A 15,970-nucleotide genomic window follows, 5' to 3' on the forward strand; every position below is an offset into this window, starting at 1 on the left:
CGGGTAAATCGGCAAGGATGCCGATTTAGCCGCGCCGGGCCATGGATGGCCCGTCGCGGCGGCCCGCGGAACCGGGCCGGAGTGCGGGCATGCCGAGCCTAGGCGAGGCACCGAGTGGTGGGGCAAAGACCTTTTGGTTACTTTTGGGGCGTTTGCCAAAAGTGACCCGCTGTAAGAGCGGAACCATAAGTAGCCGTTACCTAAATAACGGATATGTACTCAAAAAAACTCACACCCAGAAACAATTCCCCCCACACTCCGCCGCTACCAAAACTGTTCCCATGACGCGCACGTAACCCCCGCCTGTGACCTTTCTCTACGGCAAGGTGCCATCACCGCAAATGCAGTTACCCGCCTACACACTTAAACTCGGAAAAATCACGCACCCTTTTCGCGCATGCATTTCCTACACTGCCCTTTCCTGGATCAGAATCCACGGCGAAACCACCACCGCCCACAAACTCGGGTCCCGCTCAACCAGGTCCAATGCCCGCGTCGCAGACACCTCGCCAAGACTCCCCGCAGCCAGCCAGGCAGCGACTTTCTCACGGTTGTCCTCAGCCATGCCCTCGGCGGCCTCGATCAAATCCAGCCCGGCGTCGACCCACAATAGGGCACCCTTGGCAAAGAACGGCTCAAGCTCCTTCCAGGAAATTTCGGCAGTTTCACCAAGCAGCTTGGCATAGAGGGTGCTAGGTTCTTGCGTCATGGGAGTTCACCTGAAGAAAAAATCGGCGCAATCATACCGTCGAGCCCCAGGCAGAAAAACCCAGTTGCAAATGAGGCACCGAACGAAAGTGTCAGGAAAGCCAAGGATTGCCCGAAACTCTGGCATCACCCCGCCGCAATTCTGTCTTTTTCTTTCATTTAAGCGACATACCCGGGTTTTGCCCCCAGCAGCCAGCTTTTCAAGCGATCAACCGGCGCTCTACACTGTACCGGTACAGTTGCCAGGCCGCTGCCGGGGGATATCCGAGATATCTGATCCGGTTCTGCAGCTCACAAGGCCGCTAGAACTATAAAAAATACAACAGTAAGAGTGGAGCACTATGAATAAGGCTACTAAGCAGATTTCCAAACTGTTTGCCGCTATGGTCCTGGCCGGGGTTGCCAGCCATTCGTTCGCAGCTGACACCATCAAGATCGGTATTGCCGGCCCTAAAACCGGCCCTGTGACCCAGTACGGCGACATGCAGTTCATGGGTGCCAAGCAGGCCATCGCCGACATCAACGCCAAGGGCGGCGTAGATGGCAAAATGCTCGAAGCCAAGGAATACGACGACGCTTGCGATCCAAAACAAGCCGTGGCCGTAGCCAACAAAGTGGTCAACGACGGCGTCAAGTTCGTGGTCGGTCACCTTTGCTCCAGCTCCACTCAGCCAGCATCCGACATCTACGAAGACGAAGGCGTGATCATGATCACCCCGGCTGCCACCAGCCCGGAAATCACGTCCCGTGGCTACAAGCTGGTCTTCCGTACCATCGGCCTGGACAGCGCCCAGGGCCCAGCCGCCGGTAACTACATCGCCGACCACGTGAAGCCGAAAGTCGTAGCTGTTATCCACGACAAACAGCAATACGGTGAAGGCATCGCCACCGCCGTTAAACAAACCCTCGAGAAGAAAGGCGTGAAAGTTGCCCTCTTCGAAGGCATCAACGCTGGCGACAAAGACTTCGGTTCGCTGATCCAGAAGCTCAAGCAAGCCAACGTCGACTTCGTCTACTACGGCGGCTACCACCCTGAGCTGGGCCTGATCCTGCGCCAAGCCAAGGAAAAAGGCGTGAACGCCAAGTTCATGGGCCCTGAAGGCGTCGGCAACGACTCCATCTCGCAAATCGCCCAGGGCGCGTCCGAAGGCCTGCTGGTTACCCTGCCGAAATCCTTCGACACCGATCCTGCCAACAAGGCAATCGTTGAAGAGTTCACCAAGAACAAGCAGGACCCAACCGGTCCGTTCGTGTTCCCGGCCTACTCGGCAGTTGAAGTGATCGCCGGCGGTATCGCTGCCGCGAAGAGCGAAGACACCGCCAAGGTGGCAGCGGCCATCCACGCCGGTACCTTCAAGACCCCGACCGGCGACCTGAGCTTCGACGCCAAGGGCGACCTGAAGGACTTCAAGTTCGTGGTCTACGAATGGCACTTCGGCAAACCAAAAACCGAAGTTTCCCCTCAGTAAGCCAGGCGTTACTGGTCAACAAGCCCACTGTGCAAGCAGTGGGCTTTGTTTTACGAGGTTTATGGGCCTGTCACCCGCGATCCGGGCGCTGGCTCACCTGAAAATCTTAAAACCGTCACCAGCGGTTCGCTGGCAAACGCTTTGTGCAACCTGATCACAGAACAGGGCACCGAGCCGGAAATTGACTCCACCAGTGAAATGCGTATCGGGTTTTTAGGAGCGCTGTAATGCCTGAGATCTATCATTTTTTCCAAACGCTGGTTAACGGCATGACCGTTGGCAGCACCTATGCCTTGATAGCCATTGGCTACACAATGGTTTACGGCATCATTGGAATGATTAACTTCGCCCATGGCGAGGTGTACATGATTGGTTCCTACGTGGCCTTCATCGCCCTTGCCGGGCTGGCCATGCTGGGTATCCATTCCCTGCCGCTGTTGATGACCGCCGCATTCCTGGCGTCCATCGTCGTAACCAGTGCCTATGGCTACAGTATCGAACGCGTTGCGTACCGCCCCTTGCGTGGCAGCAACCGCTTGATCCCGCTGATCTCCGCGATCGGCATGTCGATTTTCCTGCAGAACACCGTATTGCTGTCCCAGGACTCCAAGGACAAATCCATTCCCAACCTGATCCCGGGGAGCATCTCCTTCGGCCCAGGCGGCGCACAGGAAGTGCTGATTTCCTATATGCAGATCCTGGTCTTCGTCGTCACCCTGGTGGCGATGCTCGGCCTGACCCTGTTCATCTCCCGCTCCCGTCTGGGGCGCGCCTGCCGGGCCTGCGCCGAAGACATCAAGATGGCCAACCTGTTGGGTATCAACACCAACAACATCATCGCCCTGACCTTCGTCATCGGTGCCGCACTGGCGGCCATCGCCGCTGTATTGCTGAGCATGCAGTATGGCGTGATCAACCCCAACGCCGGTTTCCTGGTGGGCCTCAAGGCCTTCACCGCGGCGGTATTGGGCGGCATCGGCAGCATTCCGGGCGCGATGCTCGGCGGGCTGGTGCTGGGTGTGGCTGAAGCCTTTGGCGCCGACGTATTCGGTGACCAGTACAAGGACGTGGTGGCATTCGGTCTATTGGTTCTGGTGCTGTTGTTCCGGCCGACCGGCATTCTGGGCCGTCCGGAGGTTGAGAAAGTATGAGCAGATATCTTAAATCGGCGTTTTTCAGCGCCTTGCTGGTCTGGGCCGTGGCCTTCCCGGTACTCGGGCTCAAGTTGAGCATTGTCGGGATCAACCTTGAAGTGCATGGCACCGGTCCCGTGACGTTGACCATCATTGCCCTATGCTCGGTGTTGATGTTCCTGCGCGTGCTGTTCACCCAACAGGTCGGTGCGCTCCTCAAGTCCAACCGTGGCCCGTTGGTATCGCCCAAGGTCAGCCAGTTCCTGACCCTGCCGCGCACCCAGCGCTACATCATCATCGGCCTGATCGTGGCCGCGCTGATCTGGCCGTTCTTCGGTTCCCGTGGTGCGGTGGATATCGCGACGCTGATCCTGATCTACGTGTTGCTGGGCCTGGGCCTGAACATCGTGGTGGGTCTCGCCGGCCTGCTCGACCTGGGCTATGTGGGCTTCTACGCGGTGGGTGCCTACACCTACGCGCTGCTCTCGCACTACCTGGGCTGGGGCTTCTGGATCTGCCTGCCACTGGCCGGCATGGCGGCGGCCACATTTGGCTTCCTGCTGGGCTTCCCGGTACTGCGCTTGCGCGGTGACTACCTGGCGATCGTGACCCTGGGCTTCGGTGAAATCATCCGTCTGTTCCTGCGTAACCTCACCGATATCACCGGCGGCCCCAACGGCATCAGCAGCATTCCCAAGCCGACGTTCTTCGGGCTGACGTTCGACCGCACCGCGGCCGAAGGCATGCAGACGTTCCACGAGTACTTCGGGATCGACTACAACCCGGTGAGCAAAGTGGTGTTCCTGTACCTGGTGGCCCTGCTGCTGGCACTGGCGGCGCTGTTCGTGATCAACCGCCTGCTGCGCATGCCGATCGGCCGTGCGTGGGAAGCGCTGCGCGAAGATGAAATCGCCTGCCGTGCACTAGGCATGAACCCGACCGTCATCAAGCTTTCGGCATTCACCCTCGGGGCAACCTTCGCCGGTTTTGCCGGCAGCTTCTTTGCCGCGCGCCAAGGCCTCGTGACCCCGGAGTCGTTCACCTTCATCGAGTCGGCAATCATCCTCGCCATCGTGGTACTGGGCGGCATGGGCTCGCAGCTGGGCGTGATCCTCGCGGCGATCGTGATGATCCTGCTGCCGGAAATGATGCGTGAATTCAGCGAATACCGCATGTTGATGTTCGGCGCCATGATGGTGCTGATGATGATCTGGCGACCTCAAGGCCTGCTGCCCATGCAACGTCCCCACATGGAGCTGCGCAAATGAGCCGCGAGATCCTGAAAGTCGAAAACTTGAGCATGCGCTTCGGCGGTTTGCTGGCGGTCAACGGCGTGGCCCTGACCGTGCAAGAGAAACAAGTCGTGGCCCTGATCGGCCCCAACGGCGCCGGCAAGACCACGGTGTTCAACTGCCTGACCGGCTTCTACAAGCCGGCTGGCGGCACCATCCTGCTGGACGGCCAGCCGATCCAGGGCCTGGCCGGCCACGAGATCGCCCGCAAGGGCGTGGTGCGGACCTTCCAGAACGTGCGGTTGTTCAAGGACATGACGGCGGTCGAGAACCTGTTGATCGCCCAGCATCGCCACCTGAACACCAACTTCTTTGCCGGCCTGTTCAAGACGCCGTCGTTCCGCAAGAGCGAGCGCGAGGCCATGGAATATGCAGCGTACTGGCTGGACAAGGTCAACCTCACCGAGTTTGCCAACCGTCCTGCCGGCACCCTGGCCTACGGTCAGCAACGGCGCCTGGAAATCGCCCGCTGCATGATGACCCGTCCGCGGATCCTCATGCTCGACGAACCGGCCGCCGGCTTGAACCCGAAGGAAACAGAAGACCTCAAGGCGCTGATCAGTGTGCTGCGTGAAGAAAACAACGCCACCGTGCTGCTGATCGAACACGACATGAAACTGGTCATGAGCATTTCCGACCATATCGTGGTGATCAACCAGGGCACGCCACTGGCCGACGGTACGCCGGAGCAGATCCGCGACAACCCGGAAGTGATCAAAGCCTATTTGGGGGAAGCGTAAAATGCTGCAATTCGAAAACGTTTCCACTTTCTACGGCAAGATCCAGGCGCTGCACAGCGTCAATGTGGAAGTGCGCCAGGGCGAAATCGTTACCCTGATCGGCGCCAACGGTGCCGGTAAATCCACGCTGCTGATGACCCTGTGCGGTTCGCCCCAGGCTCACAGCGGCAGCATCCGCTACATGGGTGAGGAGCTGGTGGGCCAGGCCTCCTCCGAGATCATGCGCAAGAGCATTGCCGTGGTTCCGGAAGGCCGCCGGGTATTTGCCCGCCTGACCGTGGAAGAGAACCTCGCCATGGGCGGGTTCTTCACCGACAAGGGCGATTACCAGGAGCAGATGGACAAGGTGCTGCACCTGTTCCCGCGGCTCAAGGAACGCTTCAGCCAGCGCGGCGGCACCATGTCCGGCGGCGAACAGCAAATGCTCGCCATCGGCCGCGCGCTGATGAGCAAGCCCAAGCTGTTGTTGCTGGACGAACCGTCCCTGGGGTTGGCGCCGATCATCATCCAGCAGATCTTCGACATCATCGAACAGCTGCGCAAGGACGGTGTGACAGTGTTCCTGGTGGAGCAGAACGCCAACCAGGCGCTGAAGATTGCCGACCGCGCCTACGTGCTGGAAAACGGCCGAGTGGTGATGCAGGGCAGCGGCGAACAACTGCTGACCGATCCGAAAGTACGTGAGGCTTATTTGGGCGGTTGATGCCCATCTGGTCAATGTATGAGCGGGCTTTTGTGGGAGCGGGCTTGCTCGCGAAGGCGGTGGATCAGCCAACTTGTTGGGTGACTTACCCACTGCCTTCGCGAGCAAGCCCGCTCCCACATTTGTTTGGTGTGAACCAAAGACTTTGGCGAAACCTGAAATTTTTTCCCCCGGCTTTGTAACGAATCCCTTCCCCCTTTCTCTAGTGGTGTAAGCAGGCGAACATGCCTGCCAACCCAACCCACTGCTGGAGATACACCATGACTACCAAAACCCGCTCGCTGTCCGCCGCCACCCTCGTCCTGGCCCTGGGTTCGGCCCTGAGCCTGTCCGCCCTGACCACCACCGCCCACGCCGCCGATGACATGCAGAAATGCTTCGGTGTAGCCGAAGCCGGCAAGAACGATTGCGCCGCAGGCGCCGGCACTTCCTGCGCGGGCACCTCGAAGGTCAAGGATCAGGCCAACGCCTGGAAACTGGTCCCGGCCGGTACCTGCCTGAAAACCCCAAGCACCACCTCGCCAACCGGCTTCGGCCAGGAAGCTGCCTTCACCGCCAAGTCCTGAAACCCTGCACAGCCTGAGTACTGACGATGACGCTCTCATTCACCCACTCCATCTCCCAGGCTCAGGCGCCCGGCCTCCCCCGTCGGGCCGGGCTGGGGCTCAAGAACGAGCACTTCAGTGAAGTGCTCGAGACGTCCCCCGATATCGGTTTTTTTGAAGTCCACGCCGAAAACTACATGGTGGCCGGCGGGCCTTTCCATCACTACCTGGGCTTGATCCGCGAACAGTACCCTCTGTCGCTGCACGGTGTAGGCCTGTCCATTGGCGGCGAAGGTCCGCTGAACGACGAGCACCTGGCGCGCTTGGCCACGCTGATCGAACGCTATCAACCCCACTCCTTTTCCGAACACCTGGCCTGGTCCAGCCACGGCCCGGTGTTTCTCAATGATTTGCTGCCGCTGGCGTATGACGATGAAACCCTGAAGCGGGTGTGCGAACACATCGACCAGGTACAAACCCGCCTGCAGCGGACCATGCTGCTGGAGAACCCGTCGACCTATCTGCAATTCCAGTGCTCCACCCTGGAAGAGACCGACTTCATCAGCGAAGCGATTCGCCGCACCGGCTGCGGGCTGCTGCTGGACGTGAACAATGTGTATGTGTCGTGCATCAACCATCAGCAAGACCCGCTGAAGTACATCGAGGCCTTGCCGTTGCACGCCGTGGGCGAGATTCACCTGGCAGGGTTTGCCGAAGACACCGACAGCCTCGGCGACCGTTTGCTGATTGACGATCACGGCGCCCCCATCGACAACGCGGTATGGCAGCTCTACCAGCACGTGCTCAGCCGCACCGGGCCGGTCGCCACGCTGATCGAGCGCGACAACCAGGTGCCGGCGTTCAGCGTGCTGCACGCTGAAGCACGCGAGGCCGACCGGTTTCTGCTGGAGGTGCGTGCATGAGCCGCCAGGACGTCTTTAGCCGCGCCCTGCTGTCCCCCGAGGAAAACTGCCCGCAAGGCTTGTTCAGCCGCAACGGCGCCGATCCGGCCGGTCGTTTTGCGGTGTATCGCAACAATGTCCATAGCTCGCTGATCAACGCGCTGGCCGCCGGCTACCCGGTCACCCTGCAACTGGTGGGCGATGAGTTTTTTCGGGCGATGGCCGGTGTGTATGTCCAGGGTTTCCCGCCGACAAGCCCTCTGATCAATGAATACGGCAGCGACCTGGCGGACTTTATCCAGGGCTTCGCCCCCGCCGCCAGCGTGCCTTACCTGGCTGACGTGGCGCGCCTGGAGCGATTGCGGGTGAGGGCCTACCACGCGGCGGACGCACAGCCACTGGATCAACAGGAGGTCATCGCCACCCTGCAACAACAGTCGGACCTGGGCGAACTGCGCCTGCAACTGCATCCATCCCTGGCCACCCTGAACTCGGCCTACGCCGTGGTGGCTTTATGGGGGGCGCATCAGACCGGCGAATCCCTCGCCACCCTCGACCCCTTCCATGCCCAAAGCGCGCTGGTGCTACGCAATGGCCTGCACGTGCAGGTATTTCACATCGACAGCGGCTCAGCGACGTTTATCAACAGCCTGAACAACGGTTGGCCATTGGAAATGGCCGTGGCCTACGCCCTCGATGCGGCCGCCGAATTTGACCTGCACCAATGCCTGGCCCTGCTGATCGGTCACGGCGCCATCACCCACTTGCACACAGAACCCAAGGTATCGCCATGAACACCACCGCTCCCGGGCTGATCCAACGGATCATCCAGTGCTTCGAGAAAATCCCCTACAGCCTGATCGCCTTTGTCGCACGCTTCTCTATCGCGGCGGTGTTCTGGAAATCCGGCCAGACCAAAGTGGAAGGCCTCGCCGTGGACCTGATCGGCGGGACCTTCCAGCTGGGCTGGCCGCACTTGGCGCCGTCCACCCTGCCGCTGTTTCGCAGCGAATACCACGTGCCGCTGCTGTCAGCGGAAGTGGCGGCGCATATGGCCGCGTTCGCCGAGCATTTTTTCCCGGTGCTGATCCTCGTGGGGTTTGCCACGCGATTCTCGGCGCTGGCGCTGCTGGGCATGACCCTGACCATCCAGCTTTTCGTCTACCCGGACGCCTACCCGACCCACGGCACCTGGATCGCATTGCTGCTGCTGTTGATGGCCAAGGGGCCGGGCAGCTTCTCGATTGATCACCTGATTGCGCGACGCTACCGCTAAAGGCGATCGAGGGCTTCGCCGCTGCGCTTGAACCAGCCCACCAGATAATCTGCGAGTACCTGGGTGCGGCGCGGCAGGCCGCCCTGATACGGATGGACCAGGTACATCGGCATGCTGCGGGTCTGATAATCCCGCAGGAGCCAGCGCAGGCGACCGTCAGCCAATTCCGCGTGCAGCACGTAGGACGGCAAGCGCGCGATGCCCGCCCCCACCAGTGCAGCCTTCTTCAACAAGTTGTAATGGTTGGAGGCAAAGGTCCCGGATACCCGAACCCGCAGCAGCTCATGCTGCTGGTGATACAGCCACTCTTCACGACCACTGTAGTGGCTGTTCAGCAAGCAGTTGTGGCCCACCAGTTCCGCCGGCGTCAGCGGCTCGCCGTGCTGTTCCAGGTAAGCCGGGCTGGCGCAGGTCATCTCGTGCCAGGCGAGCAACGGCTTGGCGACCAGACGCTCGTCGTTGGCGACCTCCGAACGTACCGCCAGGTCGAAGCCATCCCGCGCCAGGTCCCGGTACTGGTTGTTGAGTTCCAACTCGATCTGCACCTGTGGGTACTCCCGGGAAAACTCCAGCAACAGACCGTCGAAGAAGGTTTCGCCCAGGGACACCGGAACCGTCATACGCACCGGGCCGACGAGATCATCCTTGAGCCTGGCCAATGCCTGACGTGCCCGCTCCACTTGGACCACCAACGCCTGGGCTTGCGGCAACAGCGCCGCACCCGCCGCCGTCAGGCTCAGGCGGCGGGTGGTGCGATGCAACAACACCACCGAAAACTGCGCTTCCAACTGGCTGATGCGCTTGGACAGTTGCCCTTTGCTGCAGCCCAGTTGCTGGGCCGCCAAGGTAAAGCTGCCGGCTTCGATCAACACGGCAAACGCGGCGAGGTCATCCATTTCGCTCATGGATTGTTTCCAATTGAAAACCAAAGGTTGCCTATTAGTGCACTTATCCGCGCAAAAAATCACTCTAGACTGAAACCTCACCTACACATCTGGAGGAAGGCACGATGAAAATCCTGTTGATTGGCGCAAGCGGTACCGTGGGTTCGGCGGTGAAGGCAGAACTGTCCCAACGGCATGAAGTGATCAGCATCGGTCGCAAAAGTGGCGACTTCCAGGTCGATATCAGCGACAGCGCGTCGATCCGCAAACTGTTCGAACAGACCGGCAAATTCGACGCACTGATCTGCGCCGCCGGCAGCGTCAACTTCGTGCCCCTGGGCGACATGAGCGAAACCGATTTTGACCTGGGCCTGCAAGACAAGCTGATGGGCCAGGTCAACCTGCTGCTGATTGGCCGCGAGTTCGCCAATGACGGCGCGTCGTTCACCTTCACCAGCGGCATTCTCAACCGCGATCCGATTCGCACCGGTGCTTCGGCTGCCCTGGTCAACGGCGCGCTGGATGCATTCGTGAAAGCCGCTGCGATCGAACTGCCCCGCGGCCTGCGCATCAACTCGGTCAGCCCTACCGTCCTGCTGGAAGCCATGGGCAGCTACGCGCCGTACTTCCGTGGGTACAAACCGGCTCCGGGTGCAGAAGTGGCGTTGGCCTACGCGAAAAGCGTGGAAGGCTTGCAGACCGGGCAGACGTTTATCGTTGGTTGACCAGCCTGAAAAGCCGTCACCGTTGAACCCAGGGCATCCATTTACGGAGTATGTCCTGGGGGACGGAAAACTGTATTTCTCGTGTGTTCAGCACACCCATGACAGTGGCGCCATCACTCACGTTGTAGCCGTCTACGTATGTCGAAACCTGCTTGTTGTAAGCCAGTAACGTAATTGCAGCCGTGCGGGCCCTGGCCTCCGGGCTCAGCGTGACATTGACCGAAATAAAGTCCGGGCTACTGTCAGGCGTCCTCTTCACGGTGATCGAGATCTCGGTAAAGTCAGTGGCAGAGGAGTACTCCAGCCGCGCCGGTTCACTGCCCAGTGCAGAACCCGTCACCAGTAACAGCCCCCACAGATTCCATCGAATAGTCATCGCGGCTTTCCGAATAAAAGAGAAAGACGTTCCCATGACCGTTCAGATCCCTCTATAGGAAAAGTCCCAGCAGGGATGATCGCCCCCGGCACACCTTATTCAACCTGTGTCCCGGGCTTGTGATGCACCGCCAGCCTGCGTAACGTGGCGGCACTTATCAGGAGACCCGATAATGCGTGCCGCCCGTACCCTAGCCTTGTTTGCCCTGCTGCCCCTGTTCGCCGCCTGCCAGATGTTCGATAACGAGCCGGCCAAGCCCTCTCTCGCCGGGATGACCCGCATGCAGGGCGAGTTGACGGCCCAGGGTGACAAACTGCTGTTCCAGCCCTGCAACGACAAACGCAACTACGTGGTCAACGACACCGGTGGCACCAGCATCCTGCAGGAGGCCGCCTCCCTGGCCGGCCAGCAAGGCGCACTGTTTGCCGACCTGCGTGGCAAGTTCTCCGGCGTCGCCAGCGGCACCCAGGGCACGGTGGACCTGCAACAGGTGTACCGCGTCGAGCGCTCGACCTCGGCCTGTGATGACCCGGACTTCAAGCGCATGATCCTGCGGGCCAACGGCCACAAACCGGCCTGGGCGATGAACGTCACCGCCAAGGGCATGGTGCTGGAGCGTGAAGGCCAGCCACCATTGGCCGTGCCGTATGTGGAAGAGCAATCGGGCGACGGACGGTTCAACCTGATGACCGAAGCGAATAACCAGCACATCGAACTGTGGGTGGCCCCGCAACGCTGTGTCGACAGCGCCAGCGGCAGCCTGCAGCACATGTCCGCCGAGCTTCGGGTCAACGGCCAGGTGCAACGCGGTTGCGCGTCGTTCGGCGGTTCGCGAGACGACTGATTGCGCCCTGCGCTGTTTTAGCATGACGGGAAACCGCTGTTGGGGCTTATAATCGCCGGTTTGCAAAACAGCCGGCCTCTTTGCCCGCCGCCTACCGGATTCCTGTCATGTTACGAATCACCGAACTCAAGCTGCCCATCGACCATCCCGAAGAAGACCTGCGGCCTGCCATTGTGCAACGCCTGGGCATCGCCAGTGATGACCTGCTCGATTTCACCCTGTTCAAACGCAGCTACGACGCCCGCAAGAAATCGTCGGAGCTGTGCTTCATCTACACCATCGACCTGGAAGTCAAAGGCGAGGCGGCCCTGCTGCTCAAGTTCGCCGACGACCGCAACGTCAACCCGGCGCCGGACATCAGCTACAAGGTCGTGGGCCATGCGCCGGAAGGCCTGACCGAGCGGCCGATCGTCGTCGGTTTTGGCCCGTGCGGGATCTTCGCCGGGCTGTTGCTGGCACAGATGGGTTTCAAGCCGATCATCCTCGAGCGCGGCCGCGAAGTGCGCCAGCGCACCAAGGACACCTGGGGCCTGTGGCGCAAGAATGTGCTGAACCCGGAATCCAACGTGCAGTTCGGTGAAGGCGGCGCCGGGACCTTCTCCGACGGCAAGCTCTATAGCCAGATCAAGGACCCGAAATTCCACGGTCGCAAGGTGCTGCACGAGTTCGTCAAGGCCGGTGCGCCAGACGAAATCCTCTACGTCAGCAAGCCGCACATCGGTACGTTTCGCCTGACCGGCGTCGTGGAAAACATGCGCCAGCAGATCATCGCCCTGGGCGGTGAAGTGCGCTTCGAGCAGCGGGTCACCGACGTGCTGATCGAAGACGGCCAGTTGAATGGCGTGGTGGTGGATGGCGGCGAGCAGATCCTGTCCAAGCACGTAATCCTGGCCCTCGGCCACAGCGCCCGCGATACCTTCCGCATGCTGCATGGCCGTGGCGTGTACATGGAAGCCAAGCCGTTCTCGGTGGGTTTCCGTATCGAACACCCGCAGTCGCTGATCGACGCTGCACGCCTGGGCAAGTACGCCGGCCACCCGAAACTCGGGGCCGCCGATTACAAACTGGTGCACCACGCCAAGAACGGCCGTTCGGTGTACAGCTTCTGCATGTGCCCGGGCGGTACCGTGGTCGCGGCGACATCAGAGCCGAACCGCGTAGTAACCAACGGCATGAGCCAGTACTCCCGTAACGAACGCAACGCCAACTCCGGGATCGTGGTGGGCATCACCCCGGAAGTGGATTACCCGGGCGGCCCGCTGGCCGGGATCGAGTTGCAGGAACGCCTGGAATCCCACGCGTTCATCCTCGGCGGCAGCAACTACGAAGCACCGGCGCAGCTGGTGGGTGATTTCATCGCCGGCAAGCCGTCCACCGCCATCGGTACCGTGGAGCCATCCTACAAGCCCGGCGTAGCCCTGGGTGACCTGGCGCTGGCGTTGCCGGAGTTTGCCATCGAAGCCATCCGCGAAGCGTTGCCGGCGTTCGAGAAGCAGATCAAGGGCTACTCGCTGCACGACGCGGTCCTTACCGGGATCGAGACCCGCACTTCTTCGCCGCTGCGGATTACCCGTAACGAGTCGATGCAGAGCCTGAACGTGAAAGGCCTGTTCCCGGCGGGCGAAGGTGCCGGTTATGCCGGTGGGATTTTGTCGGCGGGTGTCGACGGGATTCGGATTGCCGAGGCGCTGGCGCGGGATATGTTGGGCCTGGAGGCTTAACCACTGCGCTGAAAACGCAGCAGATCAAATGTGGGAGCGGGCTTGCTCGCGAATGCGGTGGATCAGCCGAATCATGTATTGGCTGATCCACCGCATTCGCGAGCAAGCCCGCTCCCACATTGGTAATGCGGTGTTTCAAATATTGGCGCGCAGGATGCTTTCCGGCAACGGTTGCCCCCGCTCGACACTCGCCGCAACGGCCGCAATCAAACCCTCCAACTCATACCCCTGCCCTGCAAGCCAGGCCTGATCGTAATAGGTCGTGGCATAGCGCTCACCGCCGTCGCACAAGATCGCCACGATCGAGCCCGACTCCCCTGCCGCCTTCATCTGCTGCGCCGCGATCAACGCACCGATCAGGTTGGTGCCACTTGAGCCGCCTACTCGCCGCCCCAAGCGCTGCGCCAGGTAATGCATGGCCGCCAGGGACAGCGCATCCGGCACCTTGACCATCGCATCAATCACTTTCGGCAGGAAAGACGCCTCAACCCGTGGCCGGCCAATACCTTCGATGCGCGAGCCACAGTCCAGGCGCAGGCTGGCGTCGCCGCTCAGGTAGTAGTCGAAAAACACCGAACGCTCCGCGTCCGCGCACAACACTCGGGTGCAGTGCTGGCGATAACGCACATAACGCCCCAACGTCGCCGTGGTGCCACCCGTGCCGGGGCTGGAAATCAGCCAACTCGGCTCCGGATAACGCTCAAAGCGCAGTTGCTGGAAGATCGATTCAGCGATGTTGTTGTTGGCGCGCCAGTCAGTGGCACGTTCGGCATAGGTGAACTGGTCCATGAAATGGCCACCGCTTTCCTGCGCCAGGCGCTCGGATTCGGCGTAGATCTGCGTCGGATCCTGCACCAGATGGCTCTTGCCCCCGTAGAACGCGATCTGCGCAATCTTTTCCTGGGAAGTGGTGGCCGGCATCACCGCAATAAACGGCAAGCCCAGCAGCCTGGCGAAGTACGCCTCGGAAATCGCCGTGGAACCGCTGGAGGCTTCGATCACCGGTGCACCGGGCTTGAGCCAGCCGTTGCACAACGCATAGAGGAACAACGAACGCGCCAAACGATGTTTCAGGCTGCCGGTGGGATGGCTGGACTCATCCTTGAAATACAACTCGATACCTGGCAAGCCCTGCATTGGCAAGGGGATCAGGTGGGTGTCGGCGCTGCGCTGGAAGTCCGCTTCAATAATGCGAATGGCTTCGCGGGCCCATTGGCGGTTGTCGCTCATGATCGGTTTCTCTAAGGATTTCAGTCCTGATCTTAGGATGTTTCCTACACTCCACACAGATACAGTCATGACTCAATTGGACACACAATTTCCGGGGTCTGGCGCGCAAGTGATCAGACCGATCCCTTATAACAAATAAGAATATAACTTTTGTTTTAACAACTAACGGTACGGGTTAGGGTACCCACCTATTGAACTTTGATTGGAGAGCATCCCTTGCCTCTGCGTAGCACTTTCACCCGTTTCTTCCAGCTGGAAGCCGCCAGCGGTCTGCTCCTGATCGCTGCTGCCGCTTTGGCGCTGATCATCAACAACTCACCGCTGTCGCACCTCTACGCGAGTTTTCTCGACGTGCCGGTGGTCGCACAAATCGGCGCCCTGAAAATCGCCAAGCCGGCGCTGCTGTGGATCAACGACGGCCTGATGGCCCTGTTCTTCCTGCTGATCGGCCTTGAGGTCAAACGCGAGTTGCTCGACGGCCAACTGTCCAAGCCCTCGCAAGTGGTACTGCCGGGAGCGGCAGCCATCGGCGGCATGGTCGTGCCGGCGCTGATCTATTGGGCGCTGAACAAGGACAACCCGGCCGCCCTGGGTGGCTGGGCAATCCCCATGGCCACCGACATTGCCTTCGCCCTGGGCGTATTGGCCCTGCTGGGCAAGCGCGTGCCGGTTTCGCTGAAGTTGTTCCTGATGACCCTGGCCATCATCGACGACCTTGGCGCAATCATCGTGATCGCCATCTTCTACTCCACCGACCTGTCCGGGGCGTCATTGGCCGGCGCAGCGGCATGCCTGATCGCCTTGATAGCCATGAACCGGCTGGGTGTCGTCAAGCTGGGGCCCTACATGATTGTCGGGCTGATCCTGTGGGTCTGCGTGCTCAAGAGCGGCGTACACGCCACCCTGGCGGGCGTGACATTGGCCTTCTGCATCCCGCTGCGCACCAAAAACGCCGAGCCATCGCCGCTGCTGACCCTGGAACACGCCCTGCATCCCTGGGTGGCCTACGCGATCCTGCCGCTGTTTGCCTTTGCGAATGCCGGCGTCTCGCTGGCTGGCGTCAACCTCGAAAGCTTCACCCACCACGTGCCAATGGGCATCGCCGCCGGCCTGCTGCTGGGTAAGACCGTTGGCGTACTGGGTTTCACCTGGGTCATGGTAAAAACCGGCCTTGCCGCACTGCCCGCCGGCGCCAACTGGGGCCAGGTGCTGGGCGTGGCGGTCCTGTGCGGCATCGGCTTCACCATGAGCCTGTTTGTCGGCTCCCTGGCGTTTGTGCCGGGCAGCAGTGAATACGCGGGTATGGACCGGATGGGCATCCTGACCGGGTCGATACTGGCGGCGCTGATCGGGTATGCGGTGACGGCGATGGCCAGTCGCAAGCAGGCGCTCGTACAAGCCTGACCGTTAAGAACAATCGCT

The 15,970-nt window shown here is 60.7% G+C and carries 18 protein-coding genes; 14 read left to right on the forward strand and 4 right to left on the reverse strand.

The genetic code is table 11. The annotated features are described in order from the left end of the window. Positions 1 to 406 precede the first annotated feature (406 nt). Positions 407 to 709, reverse strand: coding sequence for a DUF2288 domain-containing protein (locus HX805_RS26780; protein ID WP_003211652.1), 303 nt, complete (start codon positions 707 to 709; stop codon positions 407 to 409). 340 nt (positions 710 to 1,049) lie between these two features. On the opposite strand from HX805_RS26780, the gene HX805_RS26785 reads away from it, so the two are divergent. The 10 genes from HX805_RS26785 to HX805_RS26830 all read left to right on the forward strand — a co-directional run bounded on the left by HX805_RS26785 (position 1,050) and on the right by HX805_RS26830 (position 8,768). Continuing rightward, positions 1,050 to 2,177, forward strand: coding sequence for a branched-chain amino acid ABC transporter substrate-binding protein (locus HX805_RS26785; RefSeq protein WP_003211654.1), 1,128 nt, complete (start codon positions 1,050 to 1,052; stop codon positions 2,175 to 2,177). Positions 2,178 to 2,222: 45 nt separating this feature from the next. Further along, the gene (locus tag HX805_RS26790) at positions 2,223 to 2,405 is read left to right on the forward strand and encodes a hypothetical protein (RefSeq protein WP_003211657.1); all 183 of its coding nucleotides are present in this window, start codon (positions 2,223 to 2,225) and stop codon (positions 2,403 to 2,405) included. After that, the gene (livH, locus tag HX805_RS26795) at positions 2,405 to 3,328 is read left to right on the forward strand and encodes a high-affinity branched-chain amino acid ABC transporter permease LivH (RefSeq protein ID WP_003211659.1); all 924 of its coding nucleotides are present in this window, start codon (positions 2,405 to 2,407) and stop codon (positions 3,326 to 3,328) included. The genes HX805_RS26790 and livH overlap by 1 nt, the downstream gene beginning before the upstream one ends. Continuing rightward, entirely contained in the window at positions 3,325 to 4,578 is a 1,254-nt protein-coding gene (locus HX805_RS26800) for a high-affinity branched-chain amino acid ABC transporter permease LivM (protein WP_003211661.1), read from the forward strand. Before livH ends, HX805_RS26800 begins: the two co-directional genes overlap by 4 nt. Next, on the forward strand, positions 4,575 to 5,342 hold the full coding sequence (gene livG / locus HX805_RS26805; RefSeq protein ID WP_003211663.1) for a high-affinity branched-chain amino acid ABC transporter ATP-binding protein LivG: 768 nt from the start codon (positions 4,575 to 4,577) through the stop codon (positions 5,340 to 5,342). Before HX805_RS26800 ends, livG begins: the two co-directional genes overlap by 4 nt. Position 5,343: 1 nt before the next feature. After that, on the forward strand, positions 5,344 to 6,045 hold the full coding sequence (locus HX805_RS26810; RefSeq protein WP_003211664.1) for an ABC transporter ATP-binding protein: 702 nt from the start codon (positions 5,344 to 5,346) through the stop codon (positions 6,043 to 6,045). Positions 6,046 to 6,305: 260 nt separating this feature from the next. Then, positions 6,306 to 6,611, forward strand: coding sequence for a DUF2282 domain-containing protein (locus tag HX805_RS26815; protein ID WP_003211666.1), 306 nt, complete (start codon positions 6,306 to 6,308; stop codon positions 6,609 to 6,611). 26 nt (positions 6,612 to 6,637) lie between these two features. Continuing rightward, positions 6,638 to 7,513 (forward strand): DUF692 domain-containing protein, encoded by an 876-nt coding sequence (locus HX805_RS26820; RefSeq protein WP_003211668.1) that lies wholly within the window; start codon positions 6,638 to 6,640, stop codon positions 7,511 to 7,513. Continuing rightward, entirely contained in the window at positions 7,510 to 8,286 is a 777-nt protein-coding gene (locus HX805_RS26825; RefSeq protein ID WP_177081100.1) for a DUF2063 domain-containing protein, read from the forward strand. The genes HX805_RS26820 and HX805_RS26825 overlap by 4 nt, the downstream gene beginning before the upstream one ends. Further along, positions 8,283 to 8,768, forward strand: a complete 486-nt coding sequence (locus HX805_RS26830) for a DoxX family protein (protein WP_003211673.1) — start codon at positions 8,283 to 8,285, stop codon at positions 8,766 to 8,768. The genes HX805_RS26825 and HX805_RS26830 overlap by 4 nt, the downstream gene beginning before the upstream one ends. Here HX805_RS26830 and HX805_RS26835 read toward each other — a convergent pair. After that, entirely contained in the window at positions 8,765 to 9,673 is a 909-nt protein-coding gene (locus tag HX805_RS26835) for a LysR family transcriptional regulator (RefSeq protein ID WP_003211675.1), read from the reverse strand. The two genes, HX805_RS26830 and HX805_RS26835, sit on opposite strands and share 4 nt — an antisense overlap. A 104-nt stretch (positions 9,674 to 9,777) precedes the next feature. Between HX805_RS26835 and HX805_RS26840 the strand changes: the two genes are divergently transcribed. Beyond that, entirely contained in the window at positions 9,778 to 10,377 is a 600-nt protein-coding gene (locus HX805_RS26840; protein ID WP_003211677.1) for a short chain dehydrogenase, read from the forward strand. A gap of 16 nt (positions 10,378 to 10,393) precedes the next feature. Here the strand turns inward: HX805_RS26840 and HX805_RS26845 are convergent, their stop codons facing one another. Next, positions 10,394 to 10,753, reverse strand: coding sequence for a hypothetical protein (locus tag HX805_RS26845; protein ID WP_177117452.1), 360 nt, complete (start codon positions 10,751 to 10,753; stop codon positions 10,394 to 10,396). 172 nt (positions 10,754 to 10,925) lie between these two features. Between HX805_RS26845 and HX805_RS26850 the strand changes: the two genes are divergently transcribed. Together HX805_RS26850 and HX805_RS26855 are read left to right on the forward strand one after the other, a co-directional pair. Continuing rightward, on the forward strand, positions 10,926 to 11,597 hold the full coding sequence (locus tag HX805_RS26850; protein ID WP_003211681.1) for a COG3650 family protein: 672 nt from the start codon (positions 10,926 to 10,928) through the stop codon (positions 11,595 to 11,597). A gap of 107 nt (positions 11,598 to 11,704) precedes the next feature. Beyond that, positions 11,705 to 13,318: an NAD(P)/FAD-dependent oxidoreductase gene (locus HX805_RS26855; RefSeq protein ID WP_102368251.1), complete on the forward strand. Its 1,614-nt coding sequence runs from the start codon at positions 11,705 to 11,707 to the stop codon at positions 13,316 to 13,318. A gap of 135 nt (positions 13,319 to 13,453) precedes the next feature. On the opposite strand, the gene HX805_RS26860 is transcribed toward HX805_RS26855, so the two are convergent. Further along, positions 13,454 to 14,551: a PLP-dependent cysteine synthase family protein gene (locus HX805_RS26860; protein WP_173406096.1), complete on the reverse strand. Its 1,098-nt coding sequence runs from the start codon at positions 14,549 to 14,551 to the stop codon at positions 13,454 to 13,456. Positions 14,552 to 14,764: 213 nt separating this feature from the next. Here HX805_RS26860 and nhaA point away from each other — a divergent pair, with 213 nt between their 5' ends. Then, positions 14,765 to 15,952, forward strand: a complete 1,188-nt coding sequence (nhaA, locus tag HX805_RS26865; protein WP_177081102.1) for a Na+/H+ antiporter NhaA — start codon at positions 14,765 to 14,767, stop codon at positions 15,950 to 15,952. The last annotated feature ends 18 nt before the right edge of the window (positions 15,953 to 15,970 follow it).

The organism is Pseudomonas sp. G5001 (assembly GCF_013385475.1).
Taxonomy (GTDB): Bacteria; Pseudomonadota; Gammaproteobacteria; order Pseudomonadales; family Pseudomonadaceae; genus Aquipseudomonas.

Coding starts and splice junctions, on each gene's coding strand:
- HX805_RS26845 (WP_177117452.1), bottom strand. CDS start 10,753: ATGACTATTCGATGGAATCTGTGGGGGCTGTTACTGGTGACGGGTTCT.
- livG (WP_003211663.1), top strand. CDS start 4,575: ATGAGCCGCGAGATCCTGAAAGTCGAAAACTTGAGCATGCGCTTCGGC.
- HX805_RS26840 (WP_003211677.1), top strand. CDS start 9,778: ATGAAAATCCTGTTGATTGGCGCAAGCGGTACCGTGGGTTCGGCGGTG.
- HX805_RS26820 (WP_003211668.1), top strand. CDS start 6,638: ATGACGCTCTCATTCACCCACTCCATCTCCCAGGCTCAGGCGCCCGGC.
- HX805_RS26825 (WP_177081100.1), top strand. CDS start 7,510: ATGAGCCGCCAGGACGTCTTTAGCCGCGCCCTGCTGTCCCCCGAGGAA.
- HX805_RS26780 (WP_003211652.1), bottom strand. CDS start 709: ATGACGCAAGAACCTAGCACCCTCTATGCCAAGCTGCTTGGTGAAACT.
- HX805_RS26835 (WP_003211675.1), bottom strand. CDS start 9,673: ATGAGCGAAATGGATGACCTCGCCGCGTTTGCCGTGTTGATCGAAGCC.
- livH (WP_003211659.1), top strand. CDS start 2,405: ATGCCTGAGATCTATCATTTTTTCCAAACGCTGGTTAACGGCATGACC.
- HX805_RS26830 (WP_003211673.1), top strand. CDS start 8,283: ATGAACACCACCGCTCCCGGGCTGATCCAACGGATCATCCAGTGCTTC.
- HX805_RS26855 (WP_102368251.1), top strand. CDS start 11,705: ATGTTACGAATCACCGAACTCAAGCTGCCCATCGACCATCCCGAAGAA.
- HX805_RS26850 (WP_003211681.1), top strand. CDS start 10,926: ATGCGTGCCGCCCGTACCCTAGCCTTGTTTGCCCTGCTGCCCCTGTTC.
- HX805_RS26785 (WP_003211654.1), top strand. CDS start 1,050: ATGAATAAGGCTACTAAGCAGATTTCCAAACTGTTTGCCGCTATGGTC.
- HX805_RS26815 (WP_003211666.1), top strand. CDS start 6,306: ATGACTACCAAAACCCGCTCGCTGTCCGCCGCCACCCTCGTCCTGGCC.
- HX805_RS26810 (WP_003211664.1), top strand. CDS start 5,344: ATGCTGCAATTCGAAAACGTTTCCACTTTCTACGGCAAGATCCAGGCG.
- HX805_RS26800 (WP_003211661.1), top strand. CDS start 3,325: ATGAGCAGATATCTTAAATCGGCGTTTTTCAGCGCCTTGCTGGTCTGG.